Genomic DNA, 21,392 nt, shown 5'->3' with positions numbered 1-21,392 from the left:
ACATGTCCGCACCGCACACCGACCTCACGCCGAGCGCGCTCACCGATCCCGGCACGCGCGGCGCTTTCCGTGTGATCGGAGCGCCCGGCACCGGCAAGAGTTCGCTGCTGATCCAGACCGCGGTCGCCCACATCGCCGCCGGCATGGATCCGGAATCGGTTCTGCTGCTGACCGGTTCGGCCCGCCTCGGCGCGCAGGCGCGGGCCCGCATCACCTCGACGCTCTTGCAGGCCGGCACCCGCGCAGTCGTGCGCGAACCGCTGGTGCGCACCGTGCACTCGTATGCGTTCGCGGTTCTGCGGCTGGCCGCGCAGCGCAACGGCGATCCGCCGCCGCGGTTGATCACCAGCGCCGAACAGGATGGCATCATCCGCGAACTGCTCGCCGGCGACGTCGAGGACGGCGACCGCGCGGCGACCGCATGGCCGCACCATCTGCGCCCGGCGTTGAGCACGGTCGGCTTCGCCAACGAGCTGCGAGACCTGCTGGCCCGGTGCGCCGAACGCGGTGTCGATCCCCTTGAACTGCAACGCATCGGGCGGCGTTCGGGCAGGACGGAGTGGCTGGCGGCCGGCCAGTTCGCCCAGGCCTACGAGCAGATCATGCTGTTGCGTTCAGCCGTCGGAATGGCGGCACCACAGGCCACCATCCCGGCACTGGGCGCGGCCGAACTGGTGGGAGCGGCGCTGGAGGCGTTGGCCACCGACGGTGAGCTGCTGGCCGCCGAACGTGGACGCATCAAGATCCTCCTTGTCGACGACGCACAGCAACTCGACCCGCAGGCCGCGCTCCTGGTTCGGGTGCTGGCTCAGGGCGCCGAAACCACGGTGTTCGCAGGTGATCCCAATCAGGCGGTCTTCGGCTACCGCGGTGCCGACCCGGCGCTGCTGCGCGGCGACGAGCCGGCGATCGCGCTGACCGAGTCACACCGCTGCGCACCGGCGATCGCCGGAGCCATCACCGAGGTGGCCCGACGACTGCCCGGCGCCGAGCAGGGGCGCGTGCTGACCGGTGCGCCCGGCCCCGACGGCACCGTGGCCGTGCGTATCGCCGCCTCGCCGCATGCGGAGTCGGCGATGATCACCGACGCGCTGCGACGGGCGCACCTCGTCGACGGCGTCCCGTGGTCGCAGATGGCTGTCATCGTGCGTTCGGTGCCCCGCCTGGGCGCGGCGTTGGCGCGCACGCTGGCCGCGGCCGGTGTCCCGGTGGATACCCCATCGCCTGCGACGCCGCTCGGCGACCAGCCGGGCGTGCGGGCCCTTCTCACCGTGCTGGCGGCGACATCGCACGGTCTCGACGCCGAGCAGGCGGCGTCGTTGGTGACGGGACCGATCGGTCGCGTCGATCCGGTGTCGCTGCGCCAACTGCGGCGCGCGCTACGACGCATCGACGGCTCGCAACCCCCGCGCGGTTTCGGCGATCTGCTGGTCGAGGCGTTGGAGCACGGCGTCGACGGTCTGCCGGAGAGCCTTGGCCGGCCTCTGGACCGCGTGCGCAAGGTGCTGGCGGCCGCCCGTCGCACTGTCGAGACGGGGGGCGATCCGCGCTACACGCTGTGGCAGGCTTGGCAGCGTTCCGGGCTGCAACGACGTTGGCTGGCCGCGAGCGAACGCGGCGGCGTATCCGGTGCGCAGGCCGACCGGGACCTCGACGCGGTCACCGCGCTCTTCGACGTCGCCGAGCAGTACGTGAACCGCACCGCGGGCGCGACGCTGCGCGGGTTGATCGACCACGTCGCGAGTCTCGGGTCACCCGCCCGCGACGAGCGCGCCGACGCCGACGCGGTCGCCGTGCTCAGCGCCCACGCCGCGATGGGCCGCGAGTGGGAGTTCGTCGTCATCGCCGGCGTGCAGGAAGGACTGTGGCCCAACACCGTTCCGCGTGGCGGCGTATTGGCAACCCAGCAGCTCGTCGACCTGCTCGACGGCGTCACCCAGGACGCAGAAAGCGTGTCGACCCGGGCGCCGCTGTTGGCCGAGGAACGCCGGTTGCTGATCGCCGCGATGGGGCGTGCCCGCAGCCGCCTGCTGGTGACGGCGGTCGACAGCAGCGGCGACGAGTCGCTGCTCCCGTCGGCGTTCTGCTACGAGTTGAGCACGCGCTCCCAAGACGACGGCTCCGACATGACCGAGCCGGTCAGCGCACCGCGCGTGCTGGCGCCCGCGGCGCTGGTCGGACGGCTGCGCGCGGTGGTATGCGCGTCCGACGGCGCGGTCGACGACACAGTAAGGGCATGTGCGGCAACGCTGTTGGCGCGACTGGCGGCGGCAGGCGTGCCCGGAGCCGACCCGACGCAGTGGCAGTCGATGACTCCGCTGTCCAGTGAGGACCCGCTGTGGAACGGCGACGGACACACCGTGACGCTGTCGCCGTCGACGCTGCAGATGCTGACCGACTGTCCGTTGCGCTGGCTGCTCGAGCGGCACGGCGGCGCCGACGGTCGCGACGTGCGCTCGGCGGTCGGCACGCTGGTGCATGGGCTCGTCGCCGACCCGGGGCGCACCGAGAGCCAGATGATCAACGAGCTCGAGAAGATCTGGCCCAAACTGCCGTTCGAGTCGCGCTGGTATGCCGACAACGAACTCGGCCGGCACCGGGAGATGTTGGCGACGTTTGAGCGGTGGCGTGCGCAGACCCGCGGCCAGCTCACCGAGGTGGGCAGCGAGATCGGTGTCGACGGTGTCGTGGTCGACGGCGGCGAACACGGGCCCGACGTACGCGTACGCGGACGTGTCGACCGCCTCGAACGCGACAGCGAGGGGCGGCTGGTCGTGGTCGACCTCAAAACCGGCAAGAGCCCGGTCACCAAGGACGATGCGCAAAACCACGCCCAGCTGGCGATGTATCAGCTGGCCATCGCGGAAGGTCTGCTCGCGCAAGGAGACTCACCGGGGGGCGGCCGATTGGTCTACCTCGGCAAAACCTGCGCATCGGGTCCGACCGAGCGCACACAGGACGCGCTGACACCCGAGAAGCACGACCAGTGGCGTGACACCGTGCGCGCGGCGGCGGCAGCCACCCAGGGTCCGGAGTTCGTCGCGCGGATCAATGACGGATGCGGACACTGCCCGGTGCGGGCCATGTGTCCCGCCCAGGCCGCGACTGGAGGACAGCCATGACCCCGCGCTACAGCCCGCACGAACTCGCCGCGGCCCTCGGCCTTTTCGCGCCGACCGAGGAGCAGGCCGCCGTGATCGCGGCCCCGCCCGGACCGCTCGTGGTCATCGCCGGCGCCGGTGCCGGCAAGACCGAGACGATGGCCGCGCGGGTGGTGTGGCTGGTCGCCAACGGGTTCGCCCGCCCCGGTGAGGTTCTCGGCCTCACCTTCACCCGCAAGGCAGCCGGACAGCTGCTGCGCCGGGTCCGCACCCGCCTCGCCCGACTCGAGGGCGCCGGCCTCTCCCTCCCCGGCGGGAGATACCCCCACGACGGCGGCGCCACCATCGACGAGCCACCGACCGTCAGCACGTATCACGCATTCGCCGGCAACCTACTGCGCGAGTACGGCCTGCTGCTGCCCGTCGAGGCCGAGACCCGGCTGCTGAGCGAAACCGAGCTGTGGCAGTTGGCCTTCCGTGTCGTGTGCGAGCACCCCGAACTGCACACCGAGAAGACGCCGGCGGCGGTCACCTCGATGGTGCTTCGGCTGGCGGGTCAACTCGCCGAGCACCTCGTCGACACCGACCAGTTGCGCGACACGCATGTCGAGCTCGAGCGGTTGGTGCACACGCTGCCCGCCGGCCCCTACCAACGCGACCGCGGCCCCAGCCAGTGGCTGCTGCGGCTGCTGGCCACCCAGACCGAGCGCACCGAGCTGGTCCCGCTGATCGACGCCGTTCATCAGCGGATGCGGGCCGAGAAAGTGATGGACTTCGGCATGCAGATGGCCTCGGCCGCCCGGCTCGCCGAGAACTTCCCGCATGTCGGTGAGCAACTGCGCCAGCGGTACCGGGTGGTGTTGCTCGACGAATACCAGGACACCGGGCATGCGCAGCGGGTCGCCTTGTCGTCGTTGTTCGGCGGTGGAGCCGACGACGACCTCGCGCTGACCGCGGTGGGCGATCCCATCCAGTCGATCTACGGGTGGCGCGGTGCGTCGGCCACCAACCTGCCGCGCTTTGCCACCGACTTTCCCCGTTCGGACGGCACCCCGGCGCCCACCTTGGAGCTGCGCACGAGCTGGCGCAATCCGCCTCGCACGCTGTATCTGGCCAACGCCGTGTCGGCACAGGCGCGGCGTCGTTCGGTGGCGGTGCGTTCACTGCTGCCCAGGCCGGACGCCCCGCCGGGCACCATCCGTTGTGCCCTGCTGAATGACGTTGCCGCCGAACGTGACTGGCTCGCCGGCCATATCGCCGACATCTATGAGCGGTCGCGCGAAGACGGGGCGCCGGCGCCGACGACGGCGGTGCTGGTGCGCCGTAACGCCGACGCCGCGCCGATGGCCGAAGCGCTCACGGCCCGCGGTGTGCCGGTCGAAGTCGTCGGGCTGGCCGGCCTTCTCGGCGTACCCGAGGTCGCCGACGTGGTGGCGATGTTGCGGATGATGGCCGACCCGAGCGCGGGCAGCGCGGCCATGCGGGTCCTCACGGGGCCACGCTGGCGACTGAGCGGCCGCGATATCACCGCGCTGTGGCGGCGCGCCGTTCAGCTCGATGACAGCGGGCGAGCCGACGCCCCCGCCGGGACCGCCGAACGCATCGCCGCCCAGGTGGCCCCCGACGCCGACACCGCGTGCATCGCCGAAGCGGTGACCGACCCCGGTGCGCCCGAAGCATATTCGCCGACGGGATATGCGCGGATCGTCGCACTGGGCCGCGAGCTGACCGCATTACGGGCACATCTGTCACACCCGCTTCCCGAGCTTGTCGCCGAGGTGCGACGCGTGCTCGGCATCGACACCGAGGTGCGCGCGCGCCGCCCCGTCTCGGCGGGCTGGTCGGGCACCGAACATCTCGACGCGTTCGCCGATGTGGTGGCCGATTTCGCCGGCCGCCCGGGCGCCGGTGTCACCAGCCTGCTGGCCTACCTCGACGCCGCCGAAGAGGTGGAGAACGGCCTGGCTCCCGCCGTGGGGTCCGTCGCGGCCGACCGGGTGCAGATCATGACCATCCACGCGGCAAAGGGACTCGAATGGCAGGTGGTCGCCGTTCCGCACCTCAGCGGTCGCGTCTTCCCCTCGACCGGTACCACCCGCACCTGGCTGACCGACGCGGGGGACCTCCCTCCGCTGTTGCGCGGCGACCGGGCCACGCTCTCCGAGCACGGTGTCCCGGTGCTCGACACCAGCGACGTCAACGACCGCAAGCGGTTGTCCGACGTGATCGGCGAGCACAAGAGAAACCTCGAACAGCGCCGCATCGACGAGGAACGCCGCCTGCTCTACGTGGCGCTCACCCGCGCCGAGGACACCCTGTTCTTGTCGGGCCACCACTGGGGAGCATCGGAAAGCAAGGCCCGCGGGCCATCGGAGTTCCTCTGTGAGCTCAAAGGCATCATCGACAAGTCCGCCGAAGAGGGCGAGCCCTGCGGCGTGATCGAACAGTGGGCACCCGCTCCACCCGATGGTGAACCGAACCCGCTGCGGGACAAGGTGGTCGAAGCCGTCTGGCCCGCCGATCCTGCTGGTGCGCGTCGCGGCGATGTGGCGCGCGGGGCAACGCTTGTGGCCGCGGCGATGTCGGGCGCCCGCGACGACGAACCCGTCGAGTCCGGAGAAGGCTGGGAGGCCGACGTCGACGCGCTCATCGCCGAACGCACCCGGAAGGTCGAATCGTCGGCGCCACCGCTGCTTCTTCAGGTATCGGTCAGCACCCTGGTCGAGCTCGGCAAGGACCCCGAAGCCGTCTCGCAGCGGCTGCGCCGCAGGCTGCCGACTCGTCCGGATCCACATGCGTTGCTGGGCACGGCGTTTCACGACTGGGTGCAGCGCTTCTATCACGCCGAGCGCTTGTTCGACCTGGACGATCTGCCCGGTGCGGTCGACCATCACACCGCGGTGGCCGAGGAACTCGCCGAGTTGCAGGCGGCGTTCGCGGTGTCGCCGTGGGCCGCGCGCACCCCGATCGACGTCGAGGTGCCGTTCGACATGGTGATCGGCGGGCGGGTGATCCGGGGACGCATCGACGCCGTGTTCGCCGACGACGACGGCGGAGCCACCGTGGTCGATTGGAAGACCGGCGAGCCTCCGAGTACTGCGGAAGCCCTGCAGCACAATGCGATTCAGCTCGCGGTGTACCGGGTGGCGTGGGCCGCGCTGCACGGATGTCCCGTCGAGTCGGTGCGGGCGGCGTTTCACTACGTGCGCAGCGGCGTCACCGTCATCCCCGAGTCGCTGCCCGACGTCGACGAACTCGCCGACCTGCTGGAGGCGGCCTAAGACTCGCGGTACACCTTCACGGCCTCGACGATCATCGGAATCTGCAGCGGCAGGCGGGCGATCGCGACCGCCCGCATCGGCCACGGCTTGTCCCACCACAACCGCACCATGTTGACGTTGCCGGGGAACACCGCGACAAACAGCGCCACCGCGGCCAACGCGCCCAAACGTCGCGTTTTCGGAGCCAACAGCAGCCCCGCCACCCCGAGCTCGGCGACACCCGAGGCGTAGGTGTAGAACCGCGGACTGCCGGGCAGCTCGGCGGGAATGATGCCGTCGAACGGCTTGGGCGCCACGAAGTGCAGCGTCCCGATACCCAGCAGCCCGGCCGCCATCCGGTAGGCGCGCGACGGGCCGGCCACTTGCTGCAGTTCGGGCGGGGGAGAGGTCATGATTACATTGTGGCGTGCACACCCCTGCGGGACCGGTAACGGGTCCTCGTGGCAAAAGGTAGGCTGCGGCGCCGGCTCGCCGCGATCGAACAGGACCTGACCACACAGCCCGACTCGCGGCTCGTCGACATCCTGCGGATCCCCGAACCATTCGTCAGCCCGACCCAACGGATCATCCGCCGTGTTATCTACGCGACGCTGGCGCTGATGGCGGCCGTGTTCATCGTGTACCTGGACCGCGACGGCTACCGCGACGTGCAGGACAACCAGCTGTCGTTTCTGGACTGCCTGTACTACGCGACGGTCTCGCTGTCGACCACCGGCTACGGCGACATCACCCCGTTCACGCCCGAAGCCCGGTTGATCAACGTCCTGGTGGTCACCCCGCTGCGCGTTGCCTTCCTGATCGTCCTCATCGGCACCACAGTCGAGACGCTGACCAGCCAGTCGCGCGCGGCATTGAAGATCCAGCGATGGAGGAGCAGAGTGCGCAACCACACCGTCGTCATCGGCTACGGCACCAAGGGCAGGACGGCGGTCGCCGCGATGGTCGGCGACGAGGTCGCCCCCGCCGACATCGTCGTCGTCGACGAAAACGCCGGCGCGCTCGAACGCGCCCGCAGCGCCGGGCTGGTCACCGTCCACGGCGACGCCACCAAGGCCGACATCCTGCGCCTGGCCAGCGCCCAGCACGCGAAGTCGATCATCGTCGCCACCGACGACGACGCCAGCGCCGTGCTCGTCACATTGACCGCGCGCGAGCTCGCGCCCAACGCCAAGATCATCGCCGCGGCCCGCGAGTCCGACAACCAGCACCTGCTGCGGCAGTCGGGCGCCGACTCGACCGTGGTGTCCTCCGAGACCGCGGGCCGACTGCTCGGCATCGCCACCCAGACCCCCAGCGTCGTGCAGATCATGGAAGACCTACTCACTCCCGACGCCGGCTTCGCGATCGCCGAACGGGAGGTGACGCCCAAGGAGGTGGGCGGATCCCCGCGCCACCTACACGACATCGTCCTCGGCGTGGTCCGTGGAGGGGAGCTGCTGCGCGTCGACTCACCGGAGGTCGACACGGTCGAGTCCGGCGATCGGCTGCTCTACATCCGCAATGCGGATGCCGAGTGACAACCGAACGATGACCCCGTTTCGCCTCCGCAACGTGCCGCTGCTGTCCCGCGTCGGCGCCGACCGCGCCGATGCCCTGCGCACCGACATCGACGCCGCTCTGGCCGGATGGCCCGACGCGCTGGTGTTGCGCGTCGACCGCCGCCACCAGGTGTTGATCGCCGAGGGCAGCGTGGTGCTCGGCGACGCGGCCAAGCTGGGCGACCGCCCGCCGGAGAACGCCGTCTTCCTGGGCAGGCTCAACGACGGTCGGCATGTGTGGGCGATCCGCGCTGCCCTCGAGGGGCCGGAGGACCCGCACACCGAGACCGAGGTGCTCGACCTGCGCCGGGCCGGTCAGGTGTTCGACGACGTCAGCGCGCAACTCGTCGCGACCGCGACCGCGCTGCTCAACTGGCACGACAGTGCCCGGTTCAGCCCGCTCGACGGTGCACCGACCAAGCCCGTCAAGGGCGGGTGGGCGAGGGTCAACCCCCTCAACGGCCACGAGGAGTATCCCCGCATCGACCCCGCGGTCATCTGCCTCGTACACGACGGACACGACCGCGCCGTGCTGGCCCGTCAAACGGTCTGGCCGGAGCGGCTGTTCTCGATCCTGGCCGGTTTCGTCGAGGCCGGTGAGTCCTTCGAGAGTTGCGTCGTGCGCGAGATCGCCGAGGAGATCGGGCTGACCGTCACCGACGTCACCTACCTGGGCAGCCAGCCCTGGCCGTTCCCGCGGTCGCTGATGGTGGGCTTCCACGCGATCGGCGATCCCGATCAGCAGTTCTCGTTCAACGACGGCGAGATCGCCGAGGCCGCCTGGTTCACCCGGGCCGAGATCCGCGAGGCCCTCGCCCACGGCGACTGGAGCAGCGACTCGCCGTCACGGCTGCTGCTGCCCGGTTCGATCTCGATCGCGCGCGAGATCATCGAGTCCTGGGCCGCGCTGGACTAACCCCGGACTAACCCGCCAGCTTGGCCTTGACCTCGCGCGCGGTCGGATTCGTCAACGTCGAACCGTCGGGCAGCTTCAGCGTCGGCACGGTCTGGTTGCCCCCGTTGGCCGTGGCGACGAACTCCGCGGCCGCGGCATCCTTCTCGATGTCGACCTCGGTGAACTCGATGCCCTCGGCCTGCAGCGCCTTCTTCAGACGCACGCAGTAGCCACACCAGGTGGTGGTGTACATGATCACGGGAGTCTGTGCTGCGCTCATAAGGCGTTCAACGTATCGGATGGACCGAACATGCCGGACGCCGTACCGGTCATTTGTCACCGGCCCCTGCCAAGATGGACCGCATGTCGGTAGAGGTCGCTTCGGTGGGCAGCCGCCCGGACGCCGTCGACGACCTCGACGACGAGCAGCGCGAGGCGGTGCTCGCCCCGCGCGGGCCGGTGTGCGTGCTCGCCGGCGCGGGCACCGGTAAGACCCGCACGATCACCCGCCGGATCGCGCACCTGGTCGCGGCCGGCCACGTCGCGCCCGGGCAGGTCCTCGCGGTCACCTTCACCCAGCGCGCGGCCGGTGAGATGCGCGCCCGGTTGCGTGCGCTCGACGCGGCGTTCGGCGGAGTCGGCACCGGTTCGGTGCAGGCGATGACGTTTCACGCCGCCGCGCGTCGCCAGCTGTCGTACTTCTGGCCCCGCGTCGTCGGCAACACCACGTGGGAACTTCTCGACACCAAATTCGCGGTGGTGGCCCAGGCCGCCAACCGGGCCCGCCTGTCGACCAGCACCGACGACGTGCGCGACCTCGCGGGCGAGATCGAGTGGGCCAAGGCGTCGCTGATCAGTCCCGAGGACTATCCGGCGGCGGTCGCACAGGTCGGCCGCGACATCCCCTTCGACGCGGCGAAGGTCGCGGCCGTCTACACCGGCTACGAGGCGCTCAAGGCCCGCAGTGACGGCACCACACTGCTCGACTTCGACGATCTGCTGCTGCACACCGCCGCGGCGATCGAGAACGACGCCGCGGTGGGGCAGGAGTTCCGGGATCGCTACCGCTGCTTCGTCGTCGACGAATACCAGGACGTGACGCCCCTGCAACAGCGCGTGCTCGACGCCTGGCTCGGGGAGCGCGACGACCTCACCGTCGTCGGCGACGCCAACCAGACCATCTACTCCTTCACCGGAGCCACCCCCCGCTATTTGCTCGACTTCTCCCGGCGCTTCCCCGACGCGGCGGTGGTCCGCCTGGAACGCGACTACCGCTCGACCCCGCAGGTGGTGTCGCTGGCCAACCGGGTCATCGCCGGTGCGCGCGGCCGGATGGCGGGCAGCAAGCTGCATCTGGTCGGGCAGCGCGATCCCGGCCCCGCGCCCCGGTTCGCCGAGTACCCCGACGAGGTCGCCGAGGCCAAGGCGGTGGCCAAGAACATCAAACGGCTTCTCGAATCCGGCACCGAACCGGCCGAGATCGCGGTGCTCTACCGCATCAACGCCCAGTCGGAGGTCTACGAGGAGGCGCTCACCGAAGCCGGCGTCCCGTTCCAGGTGCGCGGCGGCGAGGGTTTCTTCAGCCGCCAGGAGATCCGCCAGGCGCTGGTGGCGTTGCAGCGCGCGGCCGAACGCAGTGCCGAACCGGACGCCGACGGCGTGGGGGCACCTCCCGCTTGCGGGGGACTGCCCGAGGTGGTGCGCGCGGTGCTGGAGCCACTCGGGCTGACCGCTGAGCCGCCGCCGGGCACCAAGGCCAGGGAACGGTGGGAAGCGCTGACGTCGCTGGCCGAACTCGTCGACGAGGAAGTCGCCATCCGTCCCACCCTCGATCTGCGCGCACTGCTCGTCGAACTGCGCCAGCGCGCCGACGCGCGCCACCCTCCGGTCGTGCAGGGCGTCACGCTGGCCTCACTGCACGCGGCGAAGGGGCTGGAGTGGGACGCGGTGTTCCTGGTCGGCCTCGCCGACGGCACGCTGCCCATCTCCCACGCGCTGGCGCACGGTCCCGACAGCGAGGCGGTCGAAGAGGAACGGCGGTTGCTCTACGTCGGAATCACCAGGGCGCGTGTGCATTTGGCGCTCAGCTGGGCGCTCGCCCGCGCTCCGGGCGGACGGCAGAGCCGCAAACCGTCGCGGTTCCTCAACGGCATCGCGCCGCAGTCGTCGAACACCAGCGACACACCGACCAAGCCCCGCCGTCCCCGCGGCGCGACCCCCCGCTGCCGCGTGTGCAACAGCGCGCTGACCGCACCGGCGGCAATCATGTTGCGCCGCTGCGAAACCTGCCCGTCCGACATCGACGAGCAGCTGCTGGCCGACCTCAAGGACTGGCGGTTGCGCACCTCCAAGGAGATGAGCGTGCCGGCGTATGTGGTGTTCACCGACAACACGCTGATCGCGATCGCCGAGACCCTGCCCACCGACGACGCCGCACTGGTCGCGATCCCGGGCATCGGGGCGCGCAAGCTCGAGCAGTACGGCGCCGATGTGCTCGCCATGGTCAAGAGCCGAAGCCGCTAGGCCGGCGACCTCACGGCCAAACGTCGTAAAGATCGCGCCAAACCCGCTGGTCAAAAATCAATTGTCAGCCGCCGCTGTTACGCTTAGCCTCAACATCACACCGTTTGGGTGTCTTTTTGCGCGAAAGGAGGGACCGACATCATGGGTAGCAACTACGCATTCACCGGCGTAGCCGTTGCTGGTATGACGCGGACCCTCCATGTCGCCGCCGCCGCGGCGCATCCCGCGTTCGCCGCCGCGCACGCCGCCGGTGCCGCCGCTGCCATCACCCCGCAGCGCAAGCGCCGCGCCGCCGCGACTGTGTCGTCCGTCGATCGGGGCACCACCTAGGTAAGCCCACGATTTCGCCGAAAAGGCCACGGACCCGCAGTCGGATCCGTGGCCTCGGTCTTTTGGACACCACTCCAAAGCCCTGGTCCCGGATCCACAGGGAAGAGATTTCAAACTCACGACCAGGGAAGGACTGGACATGTCACTCGGGACATGCCGAGAGAAGACGAAGCTGGCGGTGCCGTGTCACAGGGGCGATCCCGATATGTGGTTCGCCGAGAATCCCGTCGAACTCGAACGCGCCAAGGCGCTGTGCGTGCAGTGCCCGATCCGGCGTGAGTGCCTGGCCGCAGCGCTGGAACGGCAAGAGCCGTGGGGTGTTTGGGGCGGCGAGATCCTCGAGCGGGGCACCGTCATCGCGCGCAAGCGCCCGCGGGGCCGGCCACGCAAGAACGGCATCGGGAACCCGGCAGCCGCGTAGACGCACACGGGGCGACCTGCGCGCGCTCGATTGTGAATCTGGCGACGCTCAACCCACGAAACGCGTCGTCAGATTCACGATCCGTACCGAGGGGCGGGGTGGGCGCATCCGACGCGCACGGGGAGGCGGGGCGTCAGGCGGCTTCGTCGGCGAAGCCCGGAATCAGCTCGGTGGCAAGCCTTCTGGCCGGAACATGCGCATCGAGTTGGCACGCGATCGCGACGTTGGACGCGATCACCCGCATCGGAATGGCGAGCTTGGCCGGAATGTCCATCTGCCGGGCGGCCTTGATCTGACCGGCGGCGCGCTCGGGCCGCATGTTCGCGGTGGTGATCCGCTGCAACCACTTGCGGTTGTAGTGGAAGACCTCGACCTCGAGCGGTTCGACGTACTGGCGCATCATGTCGTCCATTTCGCGCTTGGACACCTGCTCGCCCTTTTGGATGAAGCCGATGTTCTGCATCGTGGTGAGCAGGTTGTCGTAGTCGTCGTCGAGCGCATACCGCGTCGCCAAACCGATCTCGATCGGGATACCGCCGGGCATCGGGGCGACCGCGCCGAAGTCGATGACACCCATCTTGTCGCCGGGCAGCAGCATGAAGTTGCCCGGATGGGTGTCACCGTGCATCATCTCGAGCCGGCGAGGCGCGTCGTAGGTCAGCTCGAAAAGCCTGGTGCCCATCAGGTCTCGTTGTTCCTGAGTGCCCTCTCGGATGATCACCGACATCGGCACGCCCTCGATCCACTCCTGGATCACCACCTTGGGCGCGCTGGCCACGATGCGGGGAACCACGAAGCGCGGATGGCCGTCGTAGGCCTTGGCGAACGCGCGCTGGTTGTCGGCCTCCAGCCGGTAGTCGAGTTCCATCTCGGTGCGCTCGATGAGTTCCTTGACCACACTGTCGACGTCGGCGCCGGGGGACAGTTGTTTGAGCACGCCCACCATGCGCTGCATCGTCTTGAGGTCGGCGCGCAGCGCCTCGTCGGCGCCGGGGTACTGGATCTTGACCGCGACCTCGCGGCCGTCCGACCACACCGCCTTGTGGACCTGGCCGATGCTGGCCGACGCCACGGGCTTGTCGTCGAACGACGCGAACCGCTCCCGCCACTTCGTACCCAATTGGGCGTTGAGAACCCGGTGCACCTTGTCCGCGGGCAGCGGCGGGGCCTCCCGCTGAAGCTTGGTCAGCGCCTCGCGGTACGGCTTGCCGTATTGCTCGGGGATCGCGGCTTCCATCACCGACAGCGCCTGGCCGACCTTCATCGCGCCGCCCTTGAGCTCACCGAGCACGGTGAAGAGCTGCTGAGCGGCCTTGTCCATCAGTTCGGCGTTGACCTCGTCTTTCGACCGTCCGGTCAACCGTTTGCCGAAGCCCAAGGCTGCCCGGCCGGCCATCCCGACTGGCAAGCTCGCCAGCTTGGCGTTGCGCGCAGCCCGGCCCCGCTTGATCTCACTCACCAGACCATCATCCACGACGCGGCTGAACGCAGCGCAACGACTTGCCAACGCCCGATGTCAACATGCGCAGCGCGGATGCCGCGACCATCGCCGCGCCACCACCGAGCCCACGTTGACGTCGAACTCCAACGTGGTGTCCAGCGTCGGCGGCGGTTCGGGGGAGCCGTCGACGTCGGCGTCGCCACGCACCGCGCCAAGGACCCGGTCGACCTGGTTGAGGGCCAGCGCCGCGGTGGCCAGCACCGTGGCCCGGTCTGCGCTGCCCACGGTGTGGCGCAGTTGCGCCGCAAGTGCCGGCCACGCCGCGTCCCGGTCGCTGCGGTGCAGGTCCGCGCACGCCAAACAGCTCGTCACCCCCGGCAGGACCAGCGGCCCGACCAGGCCGACACCGTCGCGCACGCGCACCGGCAGGTGGGCGACGCCGACGGCATGCAGCTCGCGGACCATACGCGGGTCGGCCACCAGGTAGTCGGCGAGAACCACGAGGTCGGTCGGCTCCGACGGCGCACCGGTGTCGGTACGGGTGCTGTGGGTCAGGCGCGCACCCGAACAGCGCAGCGCCGAGGCGAGCAGATCCGACAGCGGCCCGCGCCCGTGGATGCGCACCGCAGCCGACCGGCCACGCCGTCGCGGGGCCGTCGTGACCACCCCGGCGTCGACCAGGGACGTCAGCAGGTTCTCGACGGGCGCGCCGTCGGGGGCGAGCGCCGCGAGGTCGGCCAGTCGTGCGCCGGTCTGCAGGCGACGCAGCATGTCGGCCAGCGTCGCCGCCGAAAGCCCCGCCGGCGGACGGATTACGACCGCGCGCCGCGGGTCCCAGCCCACCTGCACCGCCCCGTCCGGTCGCATCAGCACCGGCGTCGCGGCGCTCAACGCATAGCGCGTCATCGATCGAGCGTGCCACGCCGCGCGCCGGTCACCCGCAGTTATCCACAGGGGCGCCGGCTGAAGCGTTACCGGTCGTCGTCGTCCGGCTTCTGGATGTCCTTCTCGAGATCGGCGATCGCCTCCTCGATGGCACTGTCCATGCCGCTGGTGTCGCCGCCGATCATCCGGTCGATGAAGCCGGCCGGTTCGTCGAGGTCCTTGGCGCTGGGCAGCAGGTCGGGGTGCTGCCACACCGCGTCGCGGCGGTCGGAGCCCACGGCCTCGGTCAACCGTTCCCACAGCGCCGCGGCCTCGCGCATCTTGCGCGGACGCAGTTCGAGTCCGACCAGCGTGGCGAACGTCTGCTCGGCCGGTCCGCCGGTGGCGCGGCGCCTGCGCAACATCTCCGCCAGCGCCGAGGTGCCGGGGATTCGGTCGCCGAGCGCGTCGGAGACGACGGTCTGCACCCAACCCTCGATCAGCGCGAGCAGTGTTTCCAGCCGCTCGAGCGCCGCGGTCTGCTCCGGCGTCGCCTTCGGCTCGAAGATGCCCTGGTTGAGCAGCTGCTCCATCTGGGCCGGGTCGGTCAGCGCGGCGGGGTTGAGGCCGGAAGCCAGTTCCTCGATGCCGCTCATGTCGATTTTCATGCCGCGGGCGAACGCCTCGACCGCGTTGAGCAGCTGGCTCGAAAGCCACGGCACGTGACTGAACAGGCGGTGGTGAGCGGCCTCCCGGGCGGCCAGGAAGGTCAGGATCTCGCTACGCGGTTGCTCGAGGCCCTCCGACAGCGACTCGACCGCCTCGGGCATCAGCGCGGCCACGCCCTTGGGGCCCAACGGCAGCCCGATGTCGGTGGAGGTCAACACTTCTCGCGACAGTTTGCCCAGCGCCTGGCCGAGCTGCGAGCCGAACGCCATGCCGCCCATCTGCGTCATCATCGACAGCAGTGGACCGGCCATGGTGCGCGCCTCCTCCGGGAGCGCCGACACCCACACCGTCGAGATCTGTTCGGCGACCGGGTCGCACAGCCGCTTCCACGTCTCGAGGGTGTTGTCGATCCAGTCCGTGGGCGTCCAGGCGACCGCCTTGCTGGTTCCCGCGGGCAGTGCTGTCACGCCGTCGAGCCACGTCTCGGCCAGGCGCACGGCGCCGTCGATCGCCTCAGCCGTCTTCTCCGGCACGGGTGCGACGAAACCGATCTGGCTCGACGCCAACTGGCGGGCCAGGTCGTAGTTCACCGGCCCCGACTGTTTCCCGCCGGCCATCGCGCTGCCGGCGCCGCTGAACATCTCGCCGAGCTTGGAAAAGATCTGCCCCAGCTGGGACATGTCGAACTCGGAGCCGCCCTGAAAGCCCATGCCGAACGGGTCGCCGGGGCCCCCGGATCCGGAGTCGGGATCCTTCTTGCGCTTGTCGCGCTCGGGGTCGTCGCCGGCGGAGAAGCCGAAAGGCACGTCAGCCATGCCCTCAACGGTACTCACCAGGATGGGGTCTCGTGGGTGGGCGTCTCACGCTGACAGCGAACCGACCCTGGACCGCCTTTTTCTGCGCGACGGCAGCGCTCGAGCCGGTGTGACCGCCCGGCGAGCGACGTCGTGGGCGCGGTCGCCCGCGGGGCAACCTTTAGATTGGGCGGCGTGAACAGGCGGACTTTGACGTTGCTCGTCGCGCTCGTGCCGATTCTGGTGTTCGGCGTGCTGGTGTCGGCGGTGACGGTGCCCTTCGTCTCCCTGGGCCCGGGCCCGACGTTCAACACGCTCGGCGAGTTCGACGGTAAGCCGGTCGTCGAGATCGAGGGCACCGACGTTTACCCGACGTCGGGACACCTGAACATGACGACGGTGTCGCAACGCGACCAGCTCAGGCTGGGCGAGGCGATGGTGCTGTGGCTGTCGGGCCGCGAGCAGCTGGTCCCGCGCGACCTCGTTTACCCGCCGGACAAGACCCGCGAAGAGGTCGACGAGGCCAACACCACCGATTTCCGCAACTCCGAACGCAGCGCCGAGTACGCCGCGCTGCATTTCCTGGAGTTCCCGATGGCGGTGACGGTGGAAAACGTCAACGACCCGGGCCCGTCGGCGGGAAAGCTGCGCGAGGGTGACGCGATCGACGCCGTCAACGGCACGCCGGTCACCAAACTCGAGGAGTTCCAGGCCCTCTTGAAGGACACCAAACCGGGGGACACCGTGAAGTTGGACTACCGGCGCAAGGACGCACCGTCGGGCGTCGCCACCATCACGCTGGGCAAGCACCCCGACCGCGACCAGGGTTTCCTCGGCATCGGCGTACTCGACGCGCCGTGGGCGCCGTTCTCGATCGAGTTCAACCTCGAGAAAATCGGCGGGCCGTCCGCGGGGCTGATGTTCTCGCTGGCCGTGGTCGACAAGCTGACCACCGGCGACCTCAACGGCGGGAAGTTCGTCGCGGGCAGCGGCACCATCAGCGGCGACGGTGAGGTCGGCTCGATCGGCGGCATCACCCACAAGATGCTGAGCGCGCGCGAGGAGGGCGCCACCATCTTCCTGGTGCCCGCCGACAACTGCGAAGAAGCCAAGACGGCGCCGCAGGACGGTATGGAACTGGTCAGGGTCGAAACCCTGCCGCAGGCCGTCGACGCGTTGAAGACCTTGTCCGCCGGTGGCGAACGCCCCCATTGTTAGGTCACCGGCGAAAAACCGTTGCGTAGAGTTGGGGCCACGTCGAGCACGACGTAGCCGAATGAAACTGGAGTCAACGAGTGGGTATGCGGCCCGCGGCACGAATGCCGAAGCTGACACGACGTAGCCGAATCCTCATCGCGCTGGGAGCCGTGATCGTGCTCCTGTTGTTGATCGGGCCGCGGCTGATCGACACCTACGTCGACTGGCTGTGGTTCGGCGAACTCGGCTACCGCTCGGTCTTCACCACGGTGCTGTTCACCCAGATCCTGCTGTTTCTGGTCGTGTCGCTGCTGATCGGTTCGATCCTGTTCGCGGGGTTGGCGCTGGCCTACCGGACCCGGCCGGTGTTCGTGCCGACCAACGGGCCCAACGACCCGGTCGCGGCCTACCGCACCGCGGTGATGGCGCGGCTGCGCCTCGTCGGCTTCGGGGTCCCTGCGCTCATCGGCTTGTTCGTCGGGCTGTTCGCGCTCGGGCAGTGGGAGACTGTCCAGTTGTTCCTGCACGGCAACAGCTTCGGGATCACCGACCCGCAGTTCGGCAAGGATCTGGGCTTCTACGCTTTCGACCTGCCGTTCTACCGGCTCGTCCTGAACTACCTGTTCGTCGCGACGTTCCTGGCCTTCATCGGAAACCTGTTGGGCCACTACCTGTTCGGCGGGATCCGGCTGTCCGGGCGCGCCGGTGCGTTGAGCCGAGCGGCGCGCATCCAGCTGATCACCCTGGTCGGCATCCTGATGCTGCTCAAGGCGATCGCGTACTGGCTGGACCGTTACGAACTGCTGAGCCACACCCGCGGCGGCAAGCCGTTCACCGGCGCGGGCTACACCGACATCAACGCGGTGCTGCCCGCCAAGCTGATCCTGATGGCGATCGCCGTGATCTGCGCGGCCGCGGTGTTCTCGGCGATCGTGCTGCGCGACCTGCGGATCCCGGCGATCGGCGTGGTGCTGTTGCTGCTCTCGTCGCTGGTGGTCGGCGCGGGCTGGCCGCTGGTCGTCGAGCAGTTCAGCGTCAAACCCAATGCGGCGCAGAAGGAAAGCGAATACATCAGCCGAAGCATCACCGCGACCAGACAGGCCTACGGGCTCACCGACGACGTGGTGAGCTATCGCGACTATCCGGGTAACGCCGCGGCGACCGCAGCCCAGGTGGCCGCCGACCGCGCCACCACCTCGAACATCCGCGTGCTCGACCCCAACATCGTCAGCCCGGCATTCACCCAGTTCCAGCAGGGCAAGAACTTCTACTACTTCCCCGACCAGCTCAACATGGACCGGTACCGGGATGACGACGGCAACTTGCGCGACTATGTCGTCGCCGCGCGCGAACTCAATCCCGACCGGCTGATCGACAACCAGCGCGACTGGATCAACCGCCACTCGGTCTACACCCACGGCAACGGGTTCATCGCCTCGCCGGCCAATACCGTGCGCGGGGTGGCCAACGACCCCAACCAGAACGGCGGATACCCGGAGTTCCTGTCCAGCGTGGTCGGCGCGAACGGTGAGGTGATCTCGCCAGGGCCCGCCCCGCTGGCCCAGCCCCGCATCTACTACGGCCCAGTCATCGCCAACACCCCGGCCGACTACGCCATCGTCGGCGAAAACGGTGCCCCGCGCGAATACGACTACGAGAACAACGTCGAGACCCGCAACTACACCTACACCGGTGAGGGCGGCGTTCCGATCGGCAACTGGCTGACGCGCAGCGTCTTCGCCGCAAAGTTCGCCGAGCGAAACTTCTTGTTCTCCAACGTCATCGGAGAGAACAGCAAGCTGCTGTTCAACCGCGACCCGGCCAAGCGGGTCGAGGCGGTGGCGCCGTGGCTGACCACCGACACCACCGTCTACCCGGCGATCGTCAACGAGCGGATCGTCTGGATCGTCGACGGCTACACCACGCTGGACAACTATCCGTACTCGGAGTTGACCACGTTGTCCTCGGCCACCGTGGACTCCAATGAGGTTGCGCTGAACCGGCTGCAGCCCGACAAGCAGGTGTCCTACATCCGCAACTCGGTCAAGGCCACCGTCGACGCCTACGACGGCACGGTGTCGCTGTACGCGCAGGACGAACAGGATCCGGTGCTGCAGGCGTGGATGAAGGTGTTCCCGGGCACGGTCAAGCCCAAGAGCGAGATCTCCGAGGAACTGCAGCAGCACCTGCGCTATCCCGAAGACCTGTTCAAGGTGCAGCGCGCGCTGCTGGCCAAGTATCACGTCGACGATCCGGTGACGTTCTTCTCGACGTCGGACTTCTGGGACGTCCCGTTGGATCCCAACCCGACCGCGAGCAGCTATCAGCCGCCGTATTACATCGTGGCCAAAGACCTCGCGGAAAACGACCGTGCGGCGTCGTTCCAGTTGACCAGTGCGATGAACCGGTTCCGGCGCGACTTCCTCGCCGCGTTCATGAGCGCCAGTTCCGACCCCGAGACCTACGGCGAGATCACCGTGTTGACCATTCCGGGTCAGGTCAACGGTCCCAAGCTGGCGTTCAACGCGATCAGCACCGATACCGCGGTGTCCCAGGACCTCGGTGTGATCGGGCGCGACAACCAGAACCGCATCCGGTGGGGCAACCTGCTGACGTTGCCGGTCGCCGAGGGCGGATTGCTCTATGTCGCACCGGTGTACGCCTCGCCCGGGGCCAGCGATGCCGCGTCGTCGTACCCGCGCCTGATCCGTGTGGCGATGATGTACAACGACAAGGTCGGTTACGGCCCGACGGTGCGCGATGCGCTCACCGAGTTGTTCGGACCCGGCGCCGACGCCACCGCCACCGGCCCCGCGCCGATCGCGGGCACCGGCGGACAGCAGCCCGCTGCGCAGCCGCCGGCCGACGGTGAGCCGCCGGCCCGCACGCCGGCCAACCAGCAGGGCCGGGCGCCGGCGTCGCCGCCGCCCGCAGCGGTGCCGCCGGGTGGGCCGGTGCAGCTGTCGGGGCCGAAAGCCGCTGCGCTGCAAGAGGTCAACGCGGCGCTCGACGGGCTGCGTCAGGCCCAGCAGGGCGGTAACTTCGCAGAGTACGGCGAGGCGCTGCAACGCCTCGACGACGCGATGGAGAAGTACCAGTCCGCGAGCTGAGGCCCAATGCCGCGAGCTAAGCCCCCACTGCCGCGGAGCTGGGCCCCACTGCGCCGAGCGACCGTGTTTGCACGGCGACACGCCGCCACTGTGCGTGCATTTGCGGTCGCTCACGCGGCGGCGGACGGCCACGTGACCGCAGGCGTGACGGGTCTCACCACCATTGGTGACCGCCCGATTTGGAACTGTGCGAGAGCCTTCGGTAACGTGGCGTTCACCCGACGCGGGGTGGAGCAGCTCGGTAGCTCGCTGGGCTCATAACCCAGAGGTCGCAGGTTCGAATCCTGTCCCCGCTACCAGGTAAAACGGCCCTCGGAGAACCCTCCGAGGGCCGTTTTCAATTGATCTGTGAACGAAATTGTGAACGTCAGTGCTCCTGACTAAATGCTGGTCGGCTGATGATGAGCGTCCGCGGAGTCAGTCCGCGACTTCCCGCATCGAGGTGTCCTTAGTCCACTCCCATTGACGCCCAGTAGCCATCCCCGATCAGGAACATCGCTGCCTGTTCAGCAGCCTCTCTGTCGTCGTTCTTGAGTACGTGGGCATACGTCTGCAAGAAGAATCCGACGTCGGCGTGCCCGATACGCTCGCTCACAGTCTTTGGGCTGACGCCGGCCTTTAACGCGGCCGTCGCGTAGGAATGCCGCAAGTCGTGGAAGGTAATTCTCTCCAGGCCGGCGGCGGCCGCCAAGCGATCGAACCGTTGACGGATAGAATCGGGGTGCGGCGGTCGACCATCCTGGAAGGTAAATACGTAATTTCCGGGGTGGTAGTCGCTCCCGAAGAACGCCCGTTCTTCGTCCTGCAACTGTCGCCACTTTTGAAGTGCCGCAGCAGTAGTCCGATCTATCGCGATCGTTTGATCGGCATTGTGCGTCTTGCCGCCGGCTTTGTCGCGCGCGTGGCCGCCAACCACGACCCGATTGTCATGCACAGTGATCTCGTGCGCGTCCAGGTCGACGTCGTGCCACCTGAGGCCGCAGATCTGGCCGCGTCGTATGCCAGTGGTGAGCTCAAGTAGGAAAAGCGCAGCGAAGCGGTCGTGACTTGCCGTCTGCAGAAACGTCCGTATGTGCTCGGGGCTCCATACGGTTCGCCGCGCACGGGAGCGTTTGGGCGGCCTTACATTAGCCGCAGTGAGGTGAGCCCCTCGTGGTGGTCCAGTCGTTGTGGGACTCTGTTGCCCGAGTGTTCGGGCAGGAAGAATCAACGACGACATGGCATCGAA

15 protein-coding genes and 1 tRNA gene are annotated in these 21,392 nt (G+C 68.8%); 10 read left to right on the top strand and 6 right to left on the bottom strand.

The window, feature by feature from the left end:
* The first annotated feature begins 2 nt into the window (after window positions 1-2).
* Entirely contained in the window at window positions 3-3,122 is a 3,120-nt protein-coding gene (locus tag RMCN_RS26955; RefSeq protein ID WP_067395793.1) for an ATP-dependent helicase, read from the top strand.
* Window positions 3,059-6,382, top strand: coding sequence for an ATP-dependent helicase (locus RMCN_RS26950; RefSeq protein WP_084377790.1), 3,324 nt, complete (start codon window positions 3,059-3,061; stop codon window positions 6,380-6,382). The genes RMCN_RS26955 and RMCN_RS26950 overlap by 64 nt, the downstream gene beginning before the upstream one ends.
* On the opposite strand, the gene RMCN_RS26945 is transcribed toward RMCN_RS26950, so the two are convergent.
* Entirely contained in the window at window positions 6,379-6,774 is a 396-nt protein-coding gene (locus RMCN_RS26945; RefSeq protein ID WP_067395787.1) for a DoxX family protein, read from the bottom strand. The two genes, RMCN_RS26950 and RMCN_RS26945, sit on opposite strands and share 4 nt — an antisense overlap.
* A 48-nt stretch (window positions 6,775-6,822) precedes the next feature.
* On the opposite strand from RMCN_RS26945, the gene RMCN_RS26940 reads away from it, so the two are divergent.
* Both RMCN_RS26940 and nudC read left to right on the top strand, forming a co-directional pair.
* Window positions 6,823-7,899 (top strand): potassium channel family protein, encoded by a 1,077-nt coding sequence (locus tag RMCN_RS26940; RefSeq protein WP_064345889.1) that lies wholly within the window; start codon window positions 6,823-6,825, stop codon window positions 7,897-7,899.
* A 10-nt stretch (window positions 7,900-7,909) separates the two neighbouring features.
* Window positions 7,910-8,836, top strand: a complete 927-nt coding sequence (gene nudC / locus RMCN_RS26935; RefSeq protein ID WP_067396279.1) for an NAD(+) diphosphatase — start codon at window positions 7,910-7,912, stop codon at window positions 8,834-8,836.
* 7 nt (window positions 8,837-8,843) lie between these two features.
* Here the strand turns inward: nudC and RMCN_RS26930 are convergent, their stop codons facing one another.
* Window positions 8,844-9,095, bottom strand: coding sequence for a mycoredoxin (locus RMCN_RS26930; protein WP_064345890.1), 252 nt, complete (start codon window positions 9,093-9,095; stop codon window positions 8,844-8,846).
* A 74-nt stretch (window positions 9,096-9,169) separates the two neighbouring features.
* Between RMCN_RS26930 and RMCN_RS26925 the strand changes: the two genes are divergently transcribed.
* From RMCN_RS26925 to RMCN_RS26915, 3 genes are all read left to right on the top strand, one after another.
* Window positions 9,170-11,338, top strand: a complete 2,169-nt coding sequence (locus RMCN_RS26925; protein WP_201028969.1) for an ATP-dependent DNA helicase UvrD2 — start codon at window positions 9,170-9,172, stop codon at window positions 11,336-11,338.
* A gap of 141 nt (window positions 11,339-11,479) precedes the next feature.
* Window positions 11,480-11,668 carry a hypothetical protein gene (locus RMCN_RS26920; RefSeq protein WP_064345891.1) on the top strand — a complete coding sequence of 63 codons (189 nt, stop codon included), beginning with the start codon at window positions 11,480-11,482 and terminating at the stop codon, window positions 11,666-11,668.
* A gap of 139 nt (window positions 11,669-11,807) precedes the next feature.
* Window positions 11,808-12,089 (top strand): WhiB family transcriptional regulator, encoded by a 282-nt coding sequence (locus RMCN_RS26915; protein WP_064412480.1) that lies wholly within the window; start codon window positions 11,808-11,810, stop codon window positions 12,087-12,089.
* A gap of 133 nt (window positions 12,090-12,222) precedes the next feature.
* Here RMCN_RS26915 and RMCN_RS26910 read toward each other — a convergent pair whose 3' ends face one another.
* The 3 genes from RMCN_RS26910 to RMCN_RS26900 form a co-directional block, all read right to left on the bottom strand.
* On the bottom strand, window positions 12,223-13,563 hold the full coding sequence (locus tag RMCN_RS26910; protein ID WP_067395785.1) for a macrolide-binding ATPase MABP-1: 1,341 nt from the start codon (window positions 13,561-13,563) through the stop codon (window positions 12,223-12,225).
* A 42-nt stretch (window positions 13,564-13,605) separates the two neighbouring features.
* A complete protein-coding gene (locus RMCN_RS26905; RefSeq protein WP_067395783.1) occupies window positions 13,606-14,436 on the bottom strand; it encodes a cyclodehydratase in 831 nt (276 codons plus the stop codon).
* Between the two features lie 65 nt (window positions 14,437-14,501).
* Window positions 14,502-15,878, bottom strand: a complete 1,377-nt coding sequence (locus tag RMCN_RS26900; protein ID WP_064412483.1) for a zinc-dependent metalloprotease — start codon at window positions 15,876-15,878, stop codon at window positions 14,502-14,504.
* A 174-nt stretch (window positions 15,879-16,052) separates the two neighbouring features.
* On the opposite strand from RMCN_RS26900, the gene RMCN_RS26895 reads away from it, so the two are divergent.
* The 3 genes from RMCN_RS26895 (at window position 16,053) to RMCN_RS26885 (ending at window position 20,463) form a co-directional block, all read left to right on the top strand.
* Complete coding sequence (locus RMCN_RS26895) at window positions 16,053-17,075, top strand: YlbL family protein (RefSeq protein ID WP_064412484.1); 1,023 nt, start codon at window positions 16,053-16,055, stop codon at window positions 17,073-17,075.
* A 77-nt stretch (window positions 17,076-17,152) separates the two neighbouring features.
* Window positions 17,153-20,164 carry a UPF0182 family protein gene (locus RMCN_RS26890; RefSeq protein WP_067395782.1) on the top strand — a complete coding sequence of 1,004 codons (3,012 nt, stop codon included), beginning with the start codon at window positions 17,153-17,155 and terminating at the stop codon, window positions 20,162-20,164.
* Between the two features lie 222 nt (window positions 20,165-20,386).
* Window positions 20,387-20,463 (top strand) — tRNA-Met (locus RMCN_RS26885).
* Window positions 20,464-20,612: 149 nt separating this feature from the next.
* Here the strand turns inward: RMCN_RS26885 and RMCN_RS26880 are convergent.
* Window positions 20,613-21,383: a tyrosine-type recombinase/integrase gene (locus RMCN_RS26880; protein ID WP_234787817.1), complete on the bottom strand. Its 771-nt coding sequence runs from the start codon at window positions 21,381-21,383 to the stop codon at window positions 20,613-20,615.
* Between the last annotated feature and the right edge of the window lie 9 nt (window positions 21,384-21,392).

It is taken from the genome of Mycolicibacterium novocastrense (genome assembly GCF_001570485.1).
Taxonomy (GTDB): Bacteria; Actinomycetota; Actinomycetes; order Mycobacteriales; family Mycobacteriaceae; genus Mycobacterium; species Mycobacterium novocastrense.
The sequence above is the reverse complement of the archived record's forward strand: the minus strand, read 5'-3'. Positions and strand labels throughout refer to the sequence as shown.

What these genes read in the sequence shown, in the direction of transcription:
- RMCN_RS26955 (WP_067395793.1), top strand. Translation starts at nt 3, where the DNA reads ATGTCCGCACCGCACACCGACCTCACGCCGAGCGCGCTCACCGATCCC.
- RMCN_RS26950 (WP_084377790.1), top strand. Translation starts at nt 3,059, where the DNA reads ATGCGGACACTGCCCGGTGCGGGCCATGTGTCCCGCCCAGGCCGCGAC.
- RMCN_RS26945 (WP_067395787.1), bottom strand. Translation starts at nt 6,774, where the DNA reads ATGACCTCTCCCCCGCCCGAACTGCAGCAAGTGGCCGGCCCGTCGCGC.
- nudC (WP_067396279.1), top strand. Translation starts at nt 7,910, where the DNA reads ATGACCCCGTTTCGCCTCCGCAACGTGCCGCTGCTGTCCCGCGTCGGC.
- RMCN_RS26930 (WP_064345890.1), bottom strand. Translation starts at nt 9,095, where the DNA reads ATGAGCGCAGCACAGACTCCCGTGATCATGTACACCACCACCTGGTGT.
- RMCN_RS26925 (WP_201028969.1), top strand. Translation starts at nt 9,170, where the DNA reads ATGGACCGCATGTCGGTAGAGGTCGCTTCGGTGGGCAGCCGCCCGGAC.
- RMCN_RS26920 (WP_064345891.1), top strand. Translation starts at nt 11,480, where the DNA reads ATGGGTAGCAACTACGCATTCACCGGCGTAGCCGTTGCTGGTATGACG.
- RMCN_RS26915 (WP_064412480.1), top strand. Translation starts at nt 11,808, where the DNA reads ATGTCACTCGGGACATGCCGAGAGAAGACGAAGCTGGCGGTGCCGTGT.
- RMCN_RS26905 (WP_067395783.1), bottom strand. Translation starts at nt 14,436, where the DNA reads ATGACGCGCTATGCGTTGAGCGCCGCGACGCCGGTGCTGATGCGACCG.
- RMCN_RS26900 (WP_064412483.1), bottom strand. Translation starts at nt 15,878, where the DNA reads ATGGCTGACGTGCCTTTCGGCTTCTCCGCCGGCGACGACCCCGAGCGC.
- RMCN_RS26880 (WP_234787817.1), bottom strand. Translation starts at nt 21,383, where the DNA reads ATGTCGTCGTTGATTCTTCCTGCCCGAACACTCGGGCAACAGAGTCCC.